This is a genomic window from Mesorhizobium sp. WSM4823 (genome assembly GCF_055811195.1).
In genome coordinates this window covers 20,027-40,224 of the sequence record NZ_JBVVQL010000002.1, presented here as the reverse complement: position 1 = coordinate 40,224, position 20,198 = coordinate 20,027, and the positions used below count along the sequence as shown (strand labels likewise).

18 protein-coding genes are annotated in these 20,198 nt (G+C 62.9%); 7 read left to right on the top strand and 11 right to left on the bottom strand.

The annotated features are described in order from the left end of the window. Positions 1-10: 10 nt before the first annotated feature. The 4 genes from AC0L26_RS05070 to AC0L26_RS05055 form a co-directional block, all read right to left on the bottom strand. Positions 11-868, bottom strand: a complete 858-nt coding sequence (locus AC0L26_RS05070) for a carbohydrate ABC transporter permease (RefSeq protein WP_473631578.1) — start codon at positions 866-868, stop codon at positions 11-13. Further along, complete coding sequence (locus AC0L26_RS05065; RefSeq protein ID WP_473631577.1) at positions 868-1,794, bottom strand: carbohydrate ABC transporter permease; 927 nt, start codon at positions 1,792-1,794, stop codon at positions 868-870. Before AC0L26_RS05065 ends, AC0L26_RS05070 begins: the two co-directional genes overlap by 1 nt. Positions 1,795-2,159: 365 nt before the next feature. Beyond that, entirely contained in the window at positions 2,160-3,416 is a 1,257-nt protein-coding gene (locus AC0L26_RS05060) for an ABC transporter substrate-binding protein (protein WP_473631576.1), read from the bottom strand. Positions 3,417-3,529: 113 nt separating this feature from the next. Further along, positions 3,530-4,582 (bottom strand): LacI family DNA-binding transcriptional regulator, encoded by a 1,053-nt coding sequence (locus AC0L26_RS05055; protein ID WP_473631575.1) that lies wholly within the window; start codon positions 4,580-4,582, stop codon positions 3,530-3,532. Positions 4,583-5,020: 438 nt separating this feature from the next. Here AC0L26_RS05055 and AC0L26_RS05050 point away from each other — a divergent pair, with 438 nt between their 5' ends. Next, positions 5,021-6,751, top strand: a complete 1,731-nt coding sequence (locus AC0L26_RS05050) for an adenylate/guanylate cyclase domain-containing protein (RefSeq protein ID WP_473632130.1) — start codon at positions 5,021-5,023, stop codon at positions 6,749-6,751. A gap of 208 nt (positions 6,752-6,959) precedes the next feature. Here AC0L26_RS05050 and AC0L26_RS05045 read toward each other — a convergent pair whose 3' ends face one another. Together AC0L26_RS05045 and AC0L26_RS05040 are read right to left on the bottom strand one after the other, a co-directional pair. Continuing rightward, positions 6,960-7,553 carry a Swt1 family HEPN domain-containing protein gene (locus AC0L26_RS05045; protein ID WP_473631574.1) on the bottom strand — a complete coding sequence of 198 codons (594 nt, stop codon included), beginning with the start codon at positions 7,551-7,553 and terminating at the stop codon, positions 6,960-6,962. Continuing rightward, positions 7,550-8,239, bottom strand: coding sequence for a DUF5343 domain-containing protein (locus AC0L26_RS05040; protein WP_473631573.1), 690 nt, complete (start codon positions 8,237-8,239; stop codon positions 7,550-7,552). Before AC0L26_RS05040 ends, AC0L26_RS05045 begins: the two co-directional genes overlap by 4 nt. Positions 8,240-8,647: 408 nt before the next feature. Here AC0L26_RS05040 and AC0L26_RS05035 point away from each other — a divergent pair, with 408 nt between their 5' ends. Further along, positions 8,648-9,184, top strand: coding sequence for a dihydrofolate reductase family protein (locus AC0L26_RS05035; RefSeq protein ID WP_473631572.1), 537 nt, complete (start codon positions 8,648-8,650; stop codon positions 9,182-9,184). A gap of 375 nt (positions 9,185-9,559) precedes the next feature. Here the strand turns inward: AC0L26_RS05035 and AC0L26_RS05030 are convergent, their stop codons facing one another. After that, positions 9,560-10,468 carry a LysR family transcriptional regulator gene (locus tag AC0L26_RS05030; protein ID WP_473631571.1) on the bottom strand — a complete coding sequence of 303 codons (909 nt, stop codon included), beginning with the start codon at positions 10,466-10,468 and terminating at the stop codon, positions 9,560-9,562. A gap of 158 nt (positions 10,469-10,626) precedes the next feature. Here AC0L26_RS05030 and AC0L26_RS05025 point away from each other — a divergent pair, with 158 nt between their 5' ends. Then, a complete protein-coding gene (locus AC0L26_RS05025) occupies positions 10,627-11,523 on the top strand; it encodes an MBL fold metallo-hydrolase (RefSeq protein WP_473631570.1) in 897 nt (298 codons plus the stop codon). Between the two features lie 400 nt (positions 11,524-11,923). Here the strand turns inward: AC0L26_RS05025 and AC0L26_RS05020 are convergent, their stop codons facing one another. Next, complete coding sequence (locus AC0L26_RS05020; protein ID WP_473631568.1) at positions 11,924-12,331, bottom strand: cytochrome c family protein; 408 nt, start codon at positions 12,329-12,331, stop codon at positions 11,924-11,926. Between the two features lie 106 nt (positions 12,332-12,437). Next, entirely contained in the window at positions 12,438-12,764 is a 327-nt protein-coding gene (locus AC0L26_RS05015) for a hypothetical protein (protein WP_473631567.1), read from the bottom strand. Between the two features lie 389 nt (positions 12,765-13,153). Between AC0L26_RS05015 and AC0L26_RS05010 the strand changes: the two genes are divergently transcribed. Beyond that, positions 13,154-14,305, top strand: a complete 1,152-nt coding sequence (locus AC0L26_RS05010; RefSeq protein ID WP_473631566.1) for a helix-turn-helix transcriptional regulator — start codon at positions 13,154-13,156, stop codon at positions 14,303-14,305. 13 nt (positions 14,306-14,318) lie between these two features. On the opposite strand, the gene AC0L26_RS05005 is transcribed toward AC0L26_RS05010, so the two are convergent. Next, on the bottom strand, positions 14,319-15,020 hold the full coding sequence (locus tag AC0L26_RS05005; RefSeq protein WP_473631565.1) for a response regulator: 702 nt from the start codon (positions 15,018-15,020) through the stop codon (positions 14,319-14,321). A gap of 283 nt (positions 15,021-15,303) precedes the next feature. Here AC0L26_RS05005 and AC0L26_RS05000 point away from each other — a divergent pair, with 283 nt between their 5' ends. Together AC0L26_RS05000 and AC0L26_RS04995 are read left to right on the top strand one after the other, a co-directional pair. Further along, positions 15,304-17,967: a hybrid sensor histidine kinase/response regulator gene (locus AC0L26_RS05000; RefSeq protein ID WP_473631564.1), complete on the top strand. Its 2,664-nt coding sequence runs from the start codon at positions 15,304-15,306 to the stop codon at positions 17,965-17,967. Then, positions 17,964-18,677 (top strand): response regulator transcription factor, encoded by a 714-nt coding sequence (locus tag AC0L26_RS04995; protein WP_352932601.1) that lies wholly within the window; start codon positions 17,964-17,966, stop codon positions 18,675-18,677. The genes AC0L26_RS05000 and AC0L26_RS04995 overlap by 4 nt, the downstream gene beginning before the upstream one ends. A 42-nt stretch (positions 18,678-18,719) precedes the next feature. On the opposite strand, the gene AC0L26_RS04990 is transcribed toward AC0L26_RS04995, so the two are convergent. Next, positions 18,720-19,424 (bottom strand): cation diffusion facilitator family transporter, encoded by a 705-nt coding sequence (locus AC0L26_RS04990; protein ID WP_473631563.1) that lies wholly within the window; start codon positions 19,422-19,424, stop codon positions 18,720-18,722. A gap of 45 nt (positions 19,425-19,469) precedes the next feature. On the opposite strand from AC0L26_RS04990, the gene AC0L26_RS04985 reads away from it, so the two are divergent. Continuing rightward, entirely contained in the window at positions 19,470-20,159 is a 690-nt protein-coding gene (locus tag AC0L26_RS04985) for a hypothetical protein (protein WP_473631562.1), read from the top strand. The last annotated feature ends 39 nt before the right edge of the window (positions 20,160-20,198 follow it).

The window sequence follows — 20,198 nt, the reverse complement described above, 5'->3', positions numbered from 1 at the left end:
ATTCGATTGGTCACTTCACGGCCCCTGCCATGAGGCCGCGGATGTAGAAGCGCTGCAGCAGCAGGAAGAGCACCAGGCACGGCACCATCATCACGGTGACGCCGGCCTGCACCGCGCCCCAGTCGATGGCGCCGAAGCGGCCGGACTGCAGCGCCGTCATCATGATCGGCAGCGTGAATTTGGACTGGTCCGTCATCAGCACGAGGGCTGCCAGGAACTCGTTCCAGGCGCCGAGGAACGCGAACAGCGCGATGGTGACGATGCCCGGCCAGACCAGCGGCAGCATCACCCTCAGCAGCATTGTGACATTGTTGGCGCCGTCCATGCGGGCGGCCTCCTCGATCTCGCGCGGCACCGCGTCGAAGGCGTTGCGCATCATGAAGATCGAGAACGGCAGCTGCAGCGTGACATAGACGCAGACCAGCCCGGTCAGCGTGTTGTGCAGGCCGATCTTGGTCAGCACCAGGAAGATCGGCGTCAGGATCGACTGGAACGGGATCATGATCGTCGACAGGATGACGACGAAGAGCAGGTTCTTCAGCGGAAAACGGAAGCGCGAGAAACCGTAGCCGGCCAGCACGCTGACGATCACCGACAGCACCACCGTCATCACAGAGACATAGATGCTGTTTTGCGCCGGCAGCCACAGTCCGTCGCCGAACGTGTTGAGCGTGGCATAATTCTCGACCGAAAAGCCCGTCGTCGGCCAGGGCGGCAGCGGCGGCTGGCGCGACTCCTGCGCCGGCTTGAAGGCCGAAAGCACGGTCCAGACGATCGGCGCCAGGAACAGCAGCGAGGCGATGATGCCCGTCGCGTGCTCGGCAATCTGCATGCCGATGCGGCGTTTGCGGCTGCGTGCCTGCGCCATCAGTCAACGCCCTCCGGTTGGCGCAGCAGCCGCAGCTGGATGAGGCTGAGCGCGACCAGGATGACCAGCAGGACCATCGACAGGGCGGCGCCATAGCCGAGCTTGAACGACACGAATGACTGGTTGAAGATCCAGTAGACGGCGGTCAGCGTCTGGTTGCGCGGCCCGCCGCGCAGGATGATGTAGAACTGGTCGAAGGCGAGCACCGAGCCGGCAACCGACAGGATCAGCGCCAGCGCCAGCGTGCGGCGCATCAGCGGCAAGGTGATGGCGCGAAACCGCGCCAGCGGCCCTGCCCCATCGATCATCGCCGCCTCCTGCAGATCCGGCGGGATGGATTGCAGGCCGGTCATCAGGATGATCATGGTGAAGCCCGCCACCTTCCAGACGACCATGGCGATGATCGACCAGAACGCCGGCTGGAAGGTCGCCAGCAGATTGACCTTCCTTTCGGTCAGGCCGAGCTCGAAGGCGGCCGGGCTGAACAGGCCGGAATCGACATTGAGCAGCCACGACCAGAGCAGGCTGGCCGAGGCGAACCCGATGACGGCCGGCATGAAGAAGGACGTCCGGTAGAAGCCGGTCATCTGCCTGGGTTTTTCGATGAACAGCGCCAGCGGAAAGGCGACGACGAAGATCGCGATGGTGACGATCACAGTGTAATAGCCGGTGAATTTGAGCGCGTTCCAGAACCTGTTGTCGCGCAGGATCGCCCAGTAATTGTCGAGGCCAATGAAGGAATGCGCCCCCATCAGCGGCCAGTTGTGCAGCGACATCCACGCCGTCATGCCGAGCGGGATGATGAAGAAGACGACGACCAGCGCCACGGCCGGCGCGACATAGAGCAGGCCGATCCACTGCCGGCGACCGGCGCCGACCAGTTTGCGGCGGCGTGCTGGGGCGGAGGTTGCTGCGATGGAGGTCATGGCTCTACGTCCCCCTCCCCCTCGGGGGGAGGGTCCGGCCGAAGGCCGGGGGTGGGGTCCTGCCTGCAGCGCGCCGACGAAAAAGAACGTCGAGCACTTCGCAGACGACCCCACCCGGACCTGCGGTCCGACTTCCCCTCAAGGGGGAGGTGGGGCTGGCGCTCATCCGCCGCGGTGGTTGTAGCGATTAAGGTCATGCCTGTCTTCCGTTAGCGCTGCGTCCCTCGAGGGGAGGCTCCGGCCGAAGGCCGGGCGTGGGGTCACCTGTGAAACGCGCCGACGCAAAAGAACGTCGAGCACTGCCGCAACGACCCCACCCGGACCTGCGGTCCGACCTCCCCTCGAGGGGGAGGTAAACCCGGCGCTTACTGCTGCGGTGCCGAATCTATGATCGACTGCATGGTTTCCTGCGCGTTAGCGATCGCGCCATCGACGTCCTCGCCAAAGAAGACCTCGTTGACCATCTGGTTCCACGGACCGTTGGCGGAGTTGATCAGGTCGTTGAACACCACCGAATAGGGCGTGCGGCCCTTGGCCATGGCCTCTGCGGCGACCTTGTAGCGCGGGTCGAGATCCTTCAACGCCTCATTGGCGATGTCGCCGCGCACCGGAAGGCTGCCGTATTTCGCCAGTATGGTCTGGCCTTCCAGCGAGTAGGCGAAATCGAGGAACTCCTTCACCACCTCGATTTTCGTGGTGCCCTTGGTGACGACGAAATTGTCGCCGCCGGCAAAGGACGACCAGCCGCCATCCTTGCCAGGCAGGAAGGTGACGCCGTAGTCGATATCAGGATACTGGGTGTTCAGTGCGCCGATGGCGAAGGCGCCGGACGGCGAGATGCCGATATTGCCGCCGGCAAACGCGGCGAAGAAGTTGGAGCCGGTGTCGGTCTGCGCGCCTGAAGGCACCAGGTCCTTCTTGACCATCGAGCGGTAGAGGTCGATGGCGCCACGCAGCTGCGGGCTGTCGAGCGTCGCCTTCGAGCCGTCCTCGGTGAGGATATCGCCGCCCGAGGCCCAGATCAGCGGCGTGAAGGTGAAGATGTTGCAGCCGCCGCAATTGCCGGAGAAATAGAAGCCCTTGATGTCGCCGCCGAGCGCGTTGACCTTCTCGGCATAGGCTTCGATCTCGGCCCAGTTGGTCGGGCCTTTTTCAGGGTCGAGACCGGCCTGCTTGAACAGCTTCTTGTTCCAGATCAGCACCGAACTATCGGCGGAGAACGGCAGCCCGTAGATGCGGTCCTTGTAGGTGCCGGTCTTGACATGCGCCGGCGACAGGCTGGCGAAATAAGGCAGCGATTTCGCCCAGTCGGTGATGTCTTCCAGCTGGCCGGCGGCAGCGAAGGACGGCGTGTAGATCAGGTCGAGCGACAGCGCATCGGGTGCTGTGCCGCCGGCGGCGGCGGCACCGTATTTCGGGATGATCTCGGCATTGGGGATGATGTCCAGCTTGACCTGGTTCTCATGCCCCTTGTTGAAGGCGTCGACGATGCGAGGCATGAAGTTCGAGCCGTCAGCGCGAACCCAGATATTGGCGGTCTCGGCGGCAGCCGGCGCGACTGTTGCTGCCAGGCTGGAAAAAATGCTCGCGGCAAAGGCGAGCCCGGTAATGACAGTCCTCATGTTCTCCTCCTCATGGTTCTTCCTCGGCCGCGCTCCCCGCGCAGCGTCGTTTCGCTTTGATGCATGTCGTGATCCCAAAACCGCTGCGCACTTTTGGGCGACATGCATTGGTCTCAGCCGTCCGGCGGACGGCCGCATGACTGACGCACCACCAGCCGGCACGGCAGTTTTCGGATGCCCGGCGCGGCGGGTTGGCCGCCGACGAGCGAAAGCAAAGTAAGGCCGGCCTCGCGCCCGAGTGCCGCCAGGTTCATGTCGACGGAGGTCAGCGGCGGGCGGGTTGCCTCGGCCACGATCTGCCAATTGTCGAAACCGATGACGCCGACATCATCAGGCACGTCAAGCCCGCGCTCACGCAGCGCGTCGATGACGCCGCGCGCGATCTGGTCGTTGCCGCAAAAAACGGCATCGGGCTTTTCGCCCCCACCCTTCGACAGCTTGCCGTCGAAGAGCGTCTTCACCGCCTCGTGACCCCACGCTTCCGACCACGATCCGAGCAATGGTTCCATGACCGGCAAGTCTTTCTCGGTCAGCACGTCACGATAGGCCTGCGCCCGCGCGTGCACCACCGCAAAACTCGCAGGACCGCTGACATGGGCGATGCGCCGCCGCCCAAGCCGCCAAAAGTGCTCGACCGCCAGGCGCGCGCCGCCGGCATCGTCAGATACAAAAGCGATGGCGTCGGGATCGGGCTGGGTGAAGGCATAAATCACGGGCACGCCGAGATTGGACAGGTCGACCGGCAGATGGCGATCGATGCGCTTGCCGGTGGCTATGATGCCGTCGACGCGCTTGTCGAGCATGGCATCGACATGGAGCTGGCCGAGGCGCTGGTCGTCCTCGACATTGCAGAGAAACACCGAGACGCCCTTGTCGACCAGCGCATCCGAAATGCCCGACATGACCGGCAGCGAAAAGCGGCCATAGGTGTCGTTGGTCAACAGCCCGACGGTGAAGGAGCGCCGCCGCAACAGGCTCTGCGCCAGGCTGTTCGGGCGAAAGCCCAGCCGCTGCGCCGTCTCGCGAATGCGCTCGCGCGTCTCGGCAGTCATCCGCCCCTGCCCGTTCAGCGCTTTTGAGGCCGTGGCGACGCTGACGCCGGCAAGGGCGGCCACCTCACGGAGGGTGACCGGCTTGGTGAAGGCTGGCTGCGCGTCGGATGCCATGGTGCGAGGCGAATCCCTTAGCTGAGAAAAGGTTTTCTCTTGTTGGCCTGCAGGGCGCTGATTGGTGAGGTCAGCGGATGCGGGGCGATTTGGGAAAAGGTTTTCTCATAGGAGATTAGGGGAAGGATGCGGGGATGGCAAGAGGGATGGATTTGGTTTTGAGCATTTCCAAGATTTCTTGTTAGGTGCCGTGATCTACGACGCTTTGCGCCATTTGCAGACGTCAGTGAGCCACTATGGTCCGTGTTCATATCGGACGTTTCCGGTCTGACGCCGCGCGGATTCCCCCGCCATTTGATGCGATCGGGTTCGAAGCCATCTAGCGGAAGCTTCCGCCCCCTTCTCGCTGCTGCGGTAGGAAACTCCTTGATTCAGCCACCAGCCCAAATTGCTGGATTTGGCAGCCCAGGAAGGATAGGCTTGGTTTTGGTACAAGCGATGGAACAGAGACTAGCCGCAATTCTGGCTGCCGATATGGCGGGCTACAGTCGGCTAATGGAGGCCGACGAATCCGGCACGCTCGCACGCCTTCGGACCCATCGCATAGAACTGGTCGATCCCGCCATCGCGAAGAACAAGGGCCGGATCATCAAGACCACCGGAGACGGCATGCTCGTCGAGTTCCAGAGCGTGACCGATGCCGTGAAATGCGCCGTGGAAATCCAACAGCGTATGAAACGGCGCAATTCGGATGTGCCGCAAGAACGGCGTATCGAATTCAGGATCGGCATAAATCTCGGCGACATCATTTTCGACGACGACGACATTTTCGGCGACGGCGTCAATATAGCCTCGCGCATCGAGCAACTTGCTGACGTCGGCGGTATCTGCGTGACCGCAGCGGTGGCGACCCAGATTGCCGACCGTCTCGAAATTGCCATGGAGGACCTGGGCGAGAAGACGTTAAAGAACATCAGCCGCCCGGTTCGCCTCTATCGCGTTGGGTTTGACAGCGCTGTCCTGCCGGAAGTCGAGGCAAAGCGATCCATCTCGAAACCTTCGATAGTGGTGCTGCCATTCGACAACATGAGCGGCGACCCCGAGCAGGAATTTTTCGCGGACGGTCTGACCGAGGACATCATAACCGAACTGTCCCGCCACCATGAGCTGTTCGTCATCTCGCGCAATTCCAGCTTCGTCTACAAGAACCGCGCCGTGAATGTGCGCGAGGTGGCCGAGAAACTCGACGTCCAATACCTGGTGGAGGGAAGCGTCCGCAAGATCGGCAACAGGGTGCGCGTGACGGTTCAGCTCATCGACACGGCGAATGACGCTCATATTTGGGCAGACAAATATGACCGGAAGCTGGACGACATATTCGCGATTCAGGATGAGGTGACCGCAGCGATAGCAGCCACCCTGCCCGGTCGTGTCGAGGCGGCTCAGCGGGACCAGCTCGCGCGGGCGAAACCTGCAAACATGGCCGCCTATGAATGTGTGCTTGCCGCCAAGGTGCTGCATCACCGAAGCACGATTGCGGATAATGAACGCGCCCAAACCTTGATAGGCAGGGCCGTCGCGCTCGACCCCGATTATGCCCATGCCCATGCCTGGCGCGCCTGCATTCTTGGCCAGGCCTGGGTCCATAACTGGTGCGAAGACAGGGATGCCGTCTGGAGCGAGATCATGGCAGCGCTCGACAGGGCGCTGGCGCTGGACGACAACGATGCCGATGTCCACCGCATCCTCGCCGCAGTGAACGTGAACAACAATGAGCTGACCACAGCGCGCTACCATCAAGAGCGCGCCCTCGCCCTCAATCCCAATTACGACCTCGTGGTGGTGCAGCAAGGCGAGTTATTGACGTGGCTGGGGAGGCCGGAAGAGGGAATTGAATGGATCCGCAAGGCAATGCAGTTGAACCCGCATCACCCGGAGAGGTTCTGGAGCCATCTGGGAAAGGCGCATTTCGCCGCGCGCCAATATGGCGAGGCGATCGAAGCTTTCATGCATCTGTCATCCATGGACTCGGTTCAGCATGCTTTCGCCGCGGCCTGCTACGGCTGGCTCGGCGACGAAATCGCGGCCGCGGCGCATCTAGCCAAGATCAGAACGCTCGATCCCCAATTCGACCTCGATTCATTCATCGCCACCCTGCACTATGCCCAGGAGGCTGATGTGCGGCACGTCCGCGAAGGACTGCTGAAAGCCGGTATTGCCCACCTGTAGCCAGCCCGTAACTACGAACCAGATCCAATCGGGGATAGGCAAAAAAGACCGGCCCCCACCCGATGCGGACTGACGATTAGCACTTAGGTGATATTTAGCAGGCATTGATTTTAATGGGCGGTACCCCTGCACGACGATGTGGCCAGCTCAAACTCTGAAGGCCTACTGGCCCCGAACCTTGCCTGTTCGTCAGCTGTAGGCGAACCGATCAGCCTTTCGGTCCCTCCAAGACCCTGAACCAGTCGCGGATCGCGAGCTTGAGCCGATCCACCTCGTCATCCGCCAGAACGCCGCAATGCGCTATCGTGCCGCGCAGCATGTTCAGGGCTGCTAGCACTCGGGACACTGCAGACTGGTTGCTCAGCATACCCGCGAAATCCGACCAGTTCTCCCGGATAATGTCGCCAAGCTGGCCGAAGGTCGTGTAGTCAATATCGTCCTCAGATCGAATCGAGACGGCGGCTTGGGCCTCACGTTGACGGTTCTTGCGAACCTGTTCAAGGACACCCGCCGGAACGCGAGTGTCCCACCACTTCGCGCCGTGGGCAGCTTCCATCGTCTCCACAATCAGGCGACGGATATCGTTCTCAAGTAGGTAAAATATCTCATAGTAGCGAGACATATGCGCCGCGTTCTTGCGGTTGGCGAGATCGAACTGCTTTATAAAGGGTTCGAGCTGCTCGTTGTCGGCTTGGCTGAGTGCGCCCGGCCCGCCTGTGTCGAACTCTGCCAGCGTGGCTCTGAGGCCAGTTTCGATGACTGCGCACTTGAGCACAAATAGCTCTACGGTGTGATCACTCATGCGAGCAAGTTCGCCTTAAGGCTCTTGAATATGGCGTTGTACACTTCGACGCTCGTCGTCTGTGGCAAGATTACGTTGATGTTGTAGGCGAGCTGAAGCCGTCCAGCGCTGCCGCCGTTTTGTTCAGTGGCCGGTGGAGGAGCATCGTGCGCGGGGGCCGCGTCGCCCTGCTCGTCCTTCTTTGCATCCTCTCGCGCTTGCTTGGCGTAGTCCTGAAGGGCCTGGAATGTCGTCAGGATGTACCGGACGATACCTTCCTTCTTCGGAAGACCCGTGATGGCAACGATCACGTCGAGCAGTGCCGCTTCATCCGCTCTGTGAGCATACTGGTTGCGCCGGAATACCTCTCCGAACCCGTTCCGAAGAGCCTGCAGGGCAGCAGCAGGACGACCAGCATCGGTCTGAAACTGTGCATATAGCTCGGTTGGAGCACCCGTCTGATTGAGTAGGCCGGTCGCCTTCAAAATAGGGATGATGGGGCGCGCGGCGCCGCCTGTGGCTCCCATTACGGTGCCGAGGAAGTCATTGTTGAAGATACCGGGTTTCTCCGAGGTCGGGATCTTCTCCAAAACTCGGCGCAAAACGCCGGGACTCGACGTATAGGGAAGACCGCCCGGGATCTTCCGGCGAACGGTCTTATCCGGCGCTTCCGCAGGTCCAGCTGATGGCGGTGCCTCGGGTGGCATATTCGATCCCCCTCACGTCAATATTGTCTCGGATCGACGCGGACTGCAAGTCAGCGACTTGCACAGAAATGGACCGGCAGGCTCACTATTTGCAGAGCCGCCGGCCTGAAATTCGCACTGCGAACGCCGGCTTTGAGCTACGGGTGCCGGTAATTCGAACGACGATCTTGAGGCGCGAAGCAGCCATCTGTGATCTGGTATGCATATGTCAGCTGCGGATCAAAAGCGACCATCGTTGACGAATAAGTACCGATCGCCACACCGCAGCTTCCCTTACCCGCCGCACAGGTCAACAAAGGTCGACTCGCCCCTGACATCGGCTAAAAACAACAGACACCGCGCTATTTTTCACGGCGCGCCTGTCGCATCCAGCCCGCGCCACCCGTCCTCTGACCAAAGGAGAGCGCCATGCGGGAACTTATCGTCACCGAATTCATCAGCGTCGATGGCATTGCCGAGGTCGAGAAGCTGCCCGGCGTGACCTGGAACGATGAAATGCAAAGGTTCAAGGAGGACGAGCTTGCCGACAGCGGCGCCATGCTTCTGGGGCGCACGACCTATGAGATTTTTGCCGGCTCGTGGCCTGAGGAAACCGGAGACTTCGCCGAGCGGTTCAACGCGCTGCCGAAATATGTCGTGTCGACCAGCCTGAAGGCGCTCGACTGGAAACCGGCCGAGCTGCTGAAGGGCGCTTTGCCGGATGCGGTCAGGGAGCTGAAGCAAGGCAGCGGCGGCAACATCTATGTGCATGGCAGCCTCAGCGTCGCGCAGGAATTGCTGCGCCATGGCCTGGTCGACCGCGTCAGGCTGCTCAGCTATCCCGGCACTGTTGGGGAGGGGAAGAGGCTGTTCCCGGCCGGCGAGAAGGTGCCGCTCGCGCTGATCTCGGCCGCGCCATTCAGCAACGGCGTGGTGGCGCTGGAGTATGCGCCGGGGAAGGCGTGAGGGGCTTTGGTACAGTTGCGATTTTGTGGATAGGTTGGCGGGACAGCGCCCCCCTCTGGCCTGCCGGCCATCTCCCCCTCGAGGGGGGAGATCGGCAGCTTCGGCCCCTCGCCTTTTCTCCATCGTTGAAAATTGGCGAAAGCGGTCGTGATATCCGATCTCCCCCCTTGAGGGGGAGATGCCCGGCAGGGCAGAGGGGGTCGGTTCGACCGGGCGCGGCCTCCTCTCTTGCGACAGTGGAGGTTGGCGCATCACGCGAGACCTCTGGCCTGCCGGCTTTCGTCGTTCGGAAAGCCAAGCAATTGGCTTTCCGTCCGCTTCGCGGACCACTCCTCAACCCCCACAAGGAGGGAGATCGGCAGCTTCGGCCCTGGCTTACAGCGCCCGTCCCTCCCCGCTTGACCCCATCTTCTGCTCAGCCGCAATCAGCATCTCAACAAACCTCGCCACCTTGGGCGGGCGGAAGCGTGCTGCGGGGTAGACTGTGTAGATGCCTCCGGAGGGCAGCCGCCATTCGGGCAGGATGTGGACGAGCCGGCCTGCGGCGAGTTCATCCCGCACCAAAAAGTCCGGCAGGACCGACAGGCCGGCGCCGGCGCGGACGGCCGCCAGCACTGCCGGCGTCGCGTCGATGGCGATCGTTGCCTGCATGCGCACGGCGCGGTGCCCGTCGTCGCGCGAAAATTGCCATAGCAGCGGTTCGCGCAGCGCCATGTTGGCGACGAAGGGCAGTGCGGCCAAGTCTTGCGGCTCGCCAGCCTTGAACCGGCCGGCAAACTCGGCGCCGCACACCATGAATTGCCGGAAGGTGCCGATCCGCCGCGCCTGCAGGCTGGAATCGGCCAGCCAGCCGACGCGGATCGCCACGTCCATCCCACCAGAAGCCAGATCGATGGTCCCGTCGCCCAGCGTCAGCTCCACCCGGCAGGCGGGATAGCGCGCGCCGAAGGCGGTGACCACCGGCACCACCGCCGACGTGCCGTAGTCGTTGGGCGCCGCGATGCGCAGCGTGCCGGTCGGCTCGGTGGCCGCCTGCGCGAGCTCGTCGAAGGCATCCTCGGCCTGCTGCAGGACCTGCAGGCAGCGGGCATGGAATGTCCGGCCGGCCTCGGTCGGATGGACGCGCCGCGTCGTGCGGATCAGCAGTGTCGTTCCGACATCGCGCTCCAGCCGCGCCACCTGCTGGCTGACGACCGCCTTGGTGATGCCCAGCCGCTCGGCGGCCCGCGTGAAGGAGCCGGCGTCGACCACCGCCGCGAAATAGGCCAGCCGGTTCAGGTTCATGCTTGGCTCATGGCAAATGCGACCTCATTGTCAGGCGAAAGCATACATTACGTCTATTTTGTTGGCCTTCAATACGCATTCCGCTTTCGCCATCTTGCTGAGATCGAGGCTGCGCGGGAGCCGCCCGAAGTCCGCATTCTCAAGCCCAGGAGATATCCATGTTCACACGGAGAGCCATCATGAAAACCACCCTCGCCGCCGGCGCCGCTGCAGTCTTCGCTCCCGCCGGGCTTGGCCATGCAGCCGCAGGGCTTTCCTGGAAACATTTTCCCGCCGGGGAAAACGGCTTCTTTCGCGCCCCCGTGCTGATCACCGGCGCTTCCGAGGCGCTGCTGATCGACGGCGGCTTCACCTACTCCGACGGCCGCGCCGTGGCCGAGGCGATCAAGGCGACCGGCAAGACGCTCACCGCCATCTATGTCAGCCAGTCCGACCCGGACTATTATTTCGGCCTCAAGCCGATCAAGGAGGTTTTTCCGCAGGCACGGGTGATCGCCGCAGCCGAGACGGTGGCCGCCATCAACGGCAGCGTCGACAAGAAAATCGCCGTCTGGGGGCCGCAGCTCAAGGAGAATGGTCCGCAGGCGCTCGCCGATATCGTCATCCCCGAAGTGTTCGACGGCAAGACGCTCACCGTCGATGGCGAGACCGTCGAGATCGTCGATGCGGACGGCCTCGCCAACCGGCGCTATCTCTCGGTGCCGTCGCTGAATGCAGTGTTCGGCGGGGTGATGATTTTTTCGGGCGTTCATGTCTGGACCGCCGACACATCGAGCAAGGAACAGCGCGCCGCCTGGGTCGCCAATCTCGAAAAGATCGCGGCCGCCAAGCCTGAAATCGTCGTGCCCGGCCACATGACGCCGCAAGCCGCCACCGACCTTTCGGGCGTCGAGCACACCAGGGCCTATCTCATCGCCTTCGAGGAAGAATTGGCCAAGGCCAAGGACGCGGCCGCGCTCAAGGCCGCCATGGAAGCCCGCTTCCCCGGCCTCGGCATGGGCGTCGCGCTCGACATCGGCTCCAAGGTCGCCACCGGCGAGATGAAGTGGGGCTGAGGGCCAATCTCGATCTGATCCGCAGGGATGCCGTCGGTGAAGCTGCCAATCTCCCCCCTTGCGGGGGAGATGCCCGGTAGGGCAGAGGGGGGTGCTGTCCCTCCGACCTATCAACCAGTCACAGCCAAGCCCTTGGACTGATTTCTCGTTGGAAATGGCTGAAACCGGACGTTGCGATCCTTCCCACCCCCCTCTGTCCTGCCGGACATCTCCCCCGCAAGGGGGGAGATTGGATGTCGCCTCGGCTTTCGCCAATCGCCAACGGCACGCCGCCCCTCACCCAACATTCTGAATCCGCCCCAGGTGCTCTTGGTTCTCCGGATACCGGAGCGCTGCGCCTCGTCCTGCACGATCTGGCTGTGGTCTCCGACTATGAGGGTACGTCAGCAGCCTGCGGTACTTAGGGTTGAAGCCTCTGCGGCCGTCCTCGGCCAAGCGCGCCGTCGGCGCGGGCCTGCAGGTAGGCGTAAATGTCGTCGATGTAAGGGGCGACGTTGGGATCGTCGGCGAAGCCCTTCATGACCGAGGGGCCGCTGCGCACGCCATCGCGAACGTTGCTGCGGAAGACCTCGATGCCGGGCAGCCGGTCGACAAGGGCCGAGGCGAAGGTCGAGCCCATGCCGTCGGGGCCATGGCAGTGATTGCAGCTGCCATGGTAGCGACGGAAGCCGTTATAGGTTCGCGCATCGACCTTGCCGCCGACAATTTCGTAGAACTTGCCCGTGGCCAGCTCAGCTTGCGAAGGCGCACTGAGCCCGGCGCCGACGGTAAAGACGACGACAGACGGGAGGACGAGCCACAGGGACATCGTCTGTCGCCCACGCTGCAGGCTCATCCAGCACCGCCGCAACGCGCATGCCCCTGGATCACTCGACCTTGGGATCACTCGACTTTGGATCACGCGGCGGCGGTCATCAGTCGACGGCGAGCTTCGGAGAAGAAACCACGATCCCGTCTATCGGTTGCGGGCTGACGACGAGCTTGCCGCCGACACGCGATATCTCGAGGATCTGGTCCGACTCTCCCAGCTTGCCCGGCACGGAGAGTGCGACCGTCTGGTTCTCGGTCAGTGTCGCCACGAACCGCACGGGCAAGCCCGCCTCGCCCTGCGCGATTGTGGTGACCACCCGATAGCCGTCTTCCTGCGGCGTGTAATAGACGACACCGAGGAAGCCGGCGAGATCGATGCTTTCGGCCTTCATGGCCCCAAGCTCGCCGGCATGCGCTGTTATGGCCGTCATGCAAAATGCTGCAAAAGCAATGTACTTGTACATAATGCTGCTCCATCCCGAATTGGCCGGGGTCGAACCCGGCTCAAGGTTTCAGCAATAGACGGTGGCGCGCCGAAACAATCGGCGCACACAGGAAGAATTCTTGATTATCCCCCCGGCTGCTTCGCAGTGGCGACGGCCCGCGAGCCGGGAACGGCGCTGAACCCCACTGGTCGTCAAAGTCAAGTTTGACCTTTTCTTCTTGCCACGAGTATTTCACCGCCCGGTTGCTTGCGCATCCCCTGTTTGGGGGAGATAGTCGTAATTTAAGCGATCGCTAAAGTTTGGAGAGGCGAGAGCACCTGTGAGAGCGCGCGGCTTTCCGCGTCGGAGCGCTGTCGACATGCGGGGGGCCGTCGATGGCCAAGGCATTGTCGAACCATGAGCTGTCGAAGCTGATCGGCTCGATTTACGATTGCGTACTCGACCCGGAGCGATGGGAGGACGCGCTTGCCGGGATCAGGGATGCGCTCAACGCGCAGACTGCGGTCCTGCACCTTGACGACCTTACCAACGACCGGCTGCTGATCTACAGGACTGTTGGGATAGAGCCATACTGGCTGGAGCAACAGGCGAAACACATCCCCGAGATCCACGCCCGGCTGATCGAGGATCTCTCGAAATGGCCTTCCCTCGATATGCCGCATGTGGTCTCACGCCATGTCCCTCAAACCTATCTGGAGACCTCCCGATATTTTCAGGAGTGCCTGAAGCCGCAAGGCGTGGTCGACATCATGTCGTTCTTCCTGATCCACACCCCGACCCGATTTGCCGGCTTCGCGGTTGCCCGGCATGAGCGGCAAGGCATCATCACCGAGCGCGAAATCAAGCTTGGCGGACTGTTGCTGCCGCATGTCCGTCGTTCTTTGATAATCAGCAACATGCTCGACATCGGCACGATCGAGCGCGCACGGGTGGCCGAGGCGCTCGATGCGCTCACATGCGCCGTGGTCCTCACCGACGAACGTGGCGCCCTCCTGCACGCCAACCATTCGGCCAAGCGCATGCTGCGGAGCGGCGCCCCGATCCAGGATGTCCACGGCATTGTGCAAGCGAAGATCCCGTCGGCTTCCAAGGAGCTTCACAGCGCCATCATGCTTGCGGCTGAGGATGCGCCAAGCATCGGCAAGACAGGGCTTGCTGTCCTCCTCACCGAACCCGGCCTGCCTCCCATTTTCGCCCGCGTGCTGCCGATGCCCGGCGGCGATCTGCGCGCCGGCATGGAACCCGCAGCGGCAGCAGCGGTGTTCATCGGCAATGCACTGGACGAGCGCGACGCCGCCGACATGCTGGCGACAGCCTTTGGGCTTACGCTGGCCGAAACCCGCGTGCTCGCCAGCCTTCTCGCCGGGCACACGCTGGCCGAAACCGCCGCCAGCCTTCACATTGCCAGCACGACGACGAAGACGCATCTCGACAATATCTTCCAGAAGACCGGCGTCTCCCGCCAGGCCGATCTGATGCGCCTCGTCATGCAGATCGTTCCGCCCGCGGGGCAGCCCGTTCCCTGAACCGCACACTCGTTCACCGCTTTGGATACAGGTATCCAACGCCGCGGATCGTCTTGATCAGGTCCGGCTTGGCCGGATCCTTTTCGAGCCGGCGGCGCAGCCTGGTGATGCGGCTGTCGATGCTGCGGTCGAAGGGCTCGTCGCCCCTGGGCGGTGCCAGATCGAGCAATTCGTCGCGGCCGATGACCTGGCCAGCCCGGGTAGCGAAGGCCGCCACCAGATCGAGCTCCATCGGCGTCAGCGCAATGGCCACGCCGTCGGCATCGATGAGGTTCCTCGCGCGGGCATCGAACGCATAGGTTCCGAAGGCGAAATGCCCGGCCGGCAAAGCGTCGGCGTCGTTCGGCCCTTTCGGCTTGCGCCTGCGCAATACCGCGGCGATGCGCGCTTCCAGCTCGACCGGCGCGAAGGGCTTTGCCAGATAGTCGTCGGCGCCGACCTCGAGGCCCGCCACCTTGTCGAAGACCGAATCGGCGCCTGTCAGCATCAGGATGCCGGTGTCGTGATGCTCTCGCAGCCAGCGGGCGAGGCTAAAACCGTTCTCGCCCGGCATGTTGAGGTCGAGCACGACAAGATCCGTGCTCGCCGCCGCGATCGCCTCGCGCAGTTCGGCGCCGCCGGACGCCGTGCGTATGCGATAGCCTTTCGCCTGCAAATAGTCGGCGATCATGAACGCCACGTCGGTCTCGTCGTCCACGACAATGATGTCGGCCATGCGTTTCCCCCGCGGCGAGCGACGCGGCAAACCTACAGGGCGCATCAACCCCGGGTCAATCGGCCCGTCTGCTGCCGCTTCCGGGCGGGCTCGACACAATTGAAACAATCCAAGCCAGGAAACCCGGCTCACGGCATCATCGTGAAACATCCCGCGGTTAGTGTCGAAAGACGTCGGGCGGTGGCCGGCAGGCCGGCTTGACAGGCCGCGGGCCGTTCAGTCCACTGTCCCGTACGGGAACAGCAACCGTCGTGACGGCGCATCCGTCTGTGGAGACCTCGCCGTGCCGACCTCCTCGAAGCTGTCCAGCCATTACGCATCGTTGATGGCGGCCTGCGTTTTGCCGCTCCTCGTGCTTGTCGCCGGCATCGGCCTCTACCAGTCCTACGCCCTGCAACAGTCGTTGCTTCCCTATGCGCTCATTCTGGTCGGGTTGCTTGTCTGCGTATACGCTTTGCACAGGGTGCTTCTGAGGGAGATCGTCGGTCCGGCGATCTCACTCGTCGACCATGTGCGCTCCGGCGCCGCCGGCGAAACCACCGACAATTCCGGCACCGCCATCAAAACGTCGGCGCTTTGGCAGCCCTGGATCGACATGGCTTCGAGCATCTTCGCCGAAAACCGCAGGGCACTGCGCGAACTGGCCGACAGCGAGCAGCGCTACCGCAACGTTGTCGAGGCACAGACGGAATATATCATCCGGGTCGCGCCGGATGGGCGCATGAGCTTTGCCAATGACGCCTACTGCCGTCTTGTCGGCAAGACGCGCGAAGAGTTGCTGAGCCCGGACTGGCACTATTTCAACTCGTTTTCCGCCGATTTCGGCAGCTTCGACGAGATCATCGGTCGCGTCACCCCCGAACGGCCTGTCTGCGAAGTGGAAGAGGCCGGCGCTCTGAGCGATGGCCGCGAGGTCCATATCCATTGGACCGATCGCGGTATCTTCGACAACAGCGGCAAGCTCATCGAAATACAGTCCATCGGTCGCGATATTGCCGAGCAGAAGCTCGCCCGTCAGGCACTCGAGGCCAGTGAGCAGCGCTACCGCAGCGTGGTCGAGCTGCAGACCGAGTTCGTCGTCCGGATGTCGCCGGAGGGCCATTTGAGCTTCGTCAACGACGCCTATTGCCGGGCGTGCCGGATGACGCGCGAACAGCTTCTCGACCCGTCCTGGTGCGAACTCGATGTGCTGCCGCCCGACGAACGGCGCCGGTTTCTAGACCACCTTGCCCGCCTGACACCGCAAGCGCCGGATGCCAGCATAGAACTTGTCAATGCGATGCCGGATGGCGCGCGCCGATGGCTCGCCTGGAACGATCATGGCATTTTCGACAGCGACGGGCGCCTTGTCGAAGTGCAGTCCGTCGGCCGCGATATCTCCGACCGCGTCCTGGCCGAGCAAGCCAGAATTGAAGCCGAGAAACTGTTGGCCGAACGGGAGGCTCAGTTTCGCGCCATAGCTGAAGGCGTGCCGCTGCCGATCACCATCTCGGCAATAGAAGGCCCCGAAATCCTGTTCGTCAACGAACCGGCGCGCAGGACGCTCGGCATCGAAGTCGGCCAGATCGGGGCCGAAGCGACATCGACCTGGGAAGATCTCTCGCAGCGAGACGATCTCATGCGGCTTTTGCTGAGAGATGGCATCGTCGATGCATTCGAAGCCGGCATGACCAATATGCAAGGCTCGAGAATGGATACGCTGGTTTCGGCGCGGCTGATCACGCAGGCCGGCCGTTCGGCCATGCTTGCCGCCGTCACCGACATCACCCGCCAGCGCGAAGCCGAGGCGGAGATCGCCCGCCAGCGCGAGACGCTGTACCAGTCGGAAAAACTCTCCGCCCTCGGTTCGCTGCTGGCCGGCGTGGCGCATGAGCTCAACAACCCGCTTTCGGTCGTCATCGGCTACAGTTCGATGCTGAAGGAATTCTCGACGGACAAGGTAACTGTGGGGCGCGCCGACAAGATCCACGCGGCGGCCGAGCGATGCTCGCGGATCGTCCGCACCTTTCTGGCGATGGCCCGCAAGAAGCCGCCGACCAGAGGCGCTGTCGACATCAATGAAGTCGTCGCCGCTTCGCTCGAGCTCGCCGCCTACAGCCTGCGCTCGGCTGGCGTCGAGATCCGCACTGAGCTGGCGGAACCGCTTCCCAACATCTGGGGCGACAGGGACCAGCTTCATCAGGTGATCACCAACCTTGTGGTCAATGCGCAGCAAGCTCTGCTGCAGGTCCCGCACCCGCGGCGGCTGACCATCGTCACGTCAGGGGAAGACGATGCCGTCGAAATTGTTGTCGCCGACAATGGTCCAGGCATGCCGGAAACGGTGCGCGCGCGTGCTTTCGAGCCTTTTTACACGACCAAGATGGCCGGCGAAGGCACCGGGGTCGGGCTATCCGTCTGCCAGGGCATCGTGACGGCTCACGACGGCAGCATAGAGCTGGATTCGACGCAGGGCGGCGGCGCACGCTTCACGGTCCGGCTTCCGAGCGGCAGAGCCGAAATCGTTGCTCCGCCCGAAGCTGCAGGCAAGATGCCGCCTGCCCCATCGGCCGCACGAATTCTGGTGGTCGATGACGATGCCGACATTGCCTCGATGATCGCAGAAATGCTCCGCCGCGACGGCCACGATGTCACCATCGCCGACGACGCGAATGCCGCCCTCAAAGCTGTGCGTGAGGATGGGATCGACCTGTTGATCAGCGACATACGCATGCCCGGCCTCGACGGCCCCGGCCTTTACCGCGCGCTGGAGCAACTGCGCCCCGGACTCACCCGCCGGCTGCTGTTCGTGACCGGCGACACGCTGGCGCCCGAGATCGACCGCTTCATCGGCGAAACGGGCGCGCCGGTGATCGAGAAACCGCTCGATCCGCAAACCTTTCGCAGACTGGTGATGGAGCGCCTGAGGGCGATGGAGACCAGCGCAATGGAAGAGGCTAAAGCGTGACAAAACAGAAATTGCTCATCGTCGACGACGAAGCGCCCTTGCGCGAGATGCTGTCGGATTACCTGCTCGCGCACGGCTTCGACGTCCGTTCCGTTCCGGATGGAACGGGAATGCTAACCGAACTCGACCGCTTTGGCCCCGACCTGGTCATTCTCGACGTCAATCTCGTTGGTGAAAGCGGCTATGACCTCGCCCGCGAAATCGCCAAACGCAGCCGCGCTGGCATCCTGATGCTGACCGCCGTCGGTGACCTGCCGCATCGGCTCGAAGGTCTCGCCGCCGGAGCCGACGACTATATGGCCAAGCCGTTCGAGCCGCGCGAACTTCTGGCGCGTGTCAGGAGTGTCATCCGGCGCCTTGGCGAGGAAGAGCGGACGCCGGAAAACCGCATCCGTTTTGGCGGCTGCGTCCTCGATATGGCCGGCCGCACGATGGTCGACCCGGACGGCGCCGACGTGCAGCTGACGTCGATGGAATTCGACCTGCTATGCGTGTTCGCGCGCCACCCCCGGCAGATATTGTCGCGCGACCAGCTGTGCAGGCTGGCCCACAACCGCGACCTCGAGCCGGGCGACCGAAGCATCGACATCCGCATCACGCGGCTGCGCAAGAAGTTCGAGACCGAACCCGACGCGCCGGTGGTCCTGGTGACGGTTCGCGGCGAAGGCTATGTCTATGAGCCTGCTCACGACGAAGGCCGGCGCCGCTAGAAAAAGGGCGTTGCCAAGAAAGAAGGGGCTGCGGGCTACCGGTCATTGCGCCTTATGCGACAGACCTGCACGCTTGCGAAATTCCCGTCGCAGGCTTCGCACGGTGTCCCGCACGACCGGCACGGTCCAGCGCGCGGTCATCGTTGCGATCAGCAGACCGGCAACCGGATCGACGAAGCGGGCGATGATCGTGCCTTCCCAAATCAAGGCTGTTGCGAGCGATGCGGTGATAAGCAGGTTCGACGAAAGCTTGTCCGAGAACAGGCAGATTTGCGTGCGGGCCAGCGCGGAAGCGGCAGCATTGTTGCGGGCCTTCCACCGGCGCAGGATCCAGAAATTGATCGCCGCGTAGGCCCCGTTCAGGCTCATGGCGAGAACAATGCCGGGACCGTGGGGTTCGACGCCGCCGACGGCCATCCGCTGGATGGCGATGCCGGCGACGACTGCCATGGAAAAGCACATGCCGACGGTGGCTAGCCCATTGACTAGCGTCTCGGCCAGGGCTGCTCGCCGCTTGTTCATGCCCAGTTTCTTGCTGCCGCCAGCCACAACCATGACTGAGACCAGCACCAGCATGTCCATCAGCGTCAGGGCGAGATCGGCACGGATGGTCAGCGACGTGGATGTCGCCGCTGCATATGCGGTCAGCAGCAAGCCCGGGGTGCCCGCCAGCACCGCCAGACGCGCAGTCCGGGCCGCCGTCGCCTCGCCGGTCGGTTGGCCATTGGTTTTTCGCAAAGCTTGCATCGCCAGAAATCTCCTCGTTCTGGCGTTATCGATGAGGCAGGGGTGTTGCGCGGATTTGCCGATTTGCCGGCTGAAGGTTTCCTTTGTGTCGTCGCGCCGTGCGCACCAGGCGCAGCGCCCGAGGGATCGCAACAAATGAAACAATTCGGACGGATTTCGGCATTCGTCCGAAACAGTCGGGAGCGAAAAGCCGCGCCATGGAGCGAACCCGACGGGACGGCTCCGCTGAAAACGAAAAAGGAAATCAAGATGAATCGCTCTACAATTTACATGGCCGCAGCCGTGGCGATGGCCTGCCTCGTCGCACCGGCCAGCGCTTCGGGTCCGATCGGCGCGAACGGCAAATCGCTGAACGGCCTGCAGAACAACTCACTGACCAGTAACTCGCTCACCAGCAACTCGTTGACCAGCAACGGCCTCGGCGTCCTTGCGCTCAACGGCGTGCATGCTGACGGCATCGTTCTGGCGAAGAGTCTCGCTCCGGCCAGCAAGTCCATCGTCGACCCGAATGTCCGCTCCGTCATCGACCCAAATATTCGCAGTCTACCGGCTGTCCAGCACGGCAGCGGCTCGGTGGTCGATCCTAATTTCGGCAATCTGCCGGCTGTCCAGAAGGACAATGTCCGGACATCGACGGCTGGTAAGAAAAGCAACGGCCTTCCGTCTGGCCAGCACGGAACCGGTAGCGGCGCCGGGACCAACCATGACCGGCCAACCCCTTCGCCGAGGCGTTGATATCCGCGTGATCAATGGAACGGATGGCGTCGTGCCGTC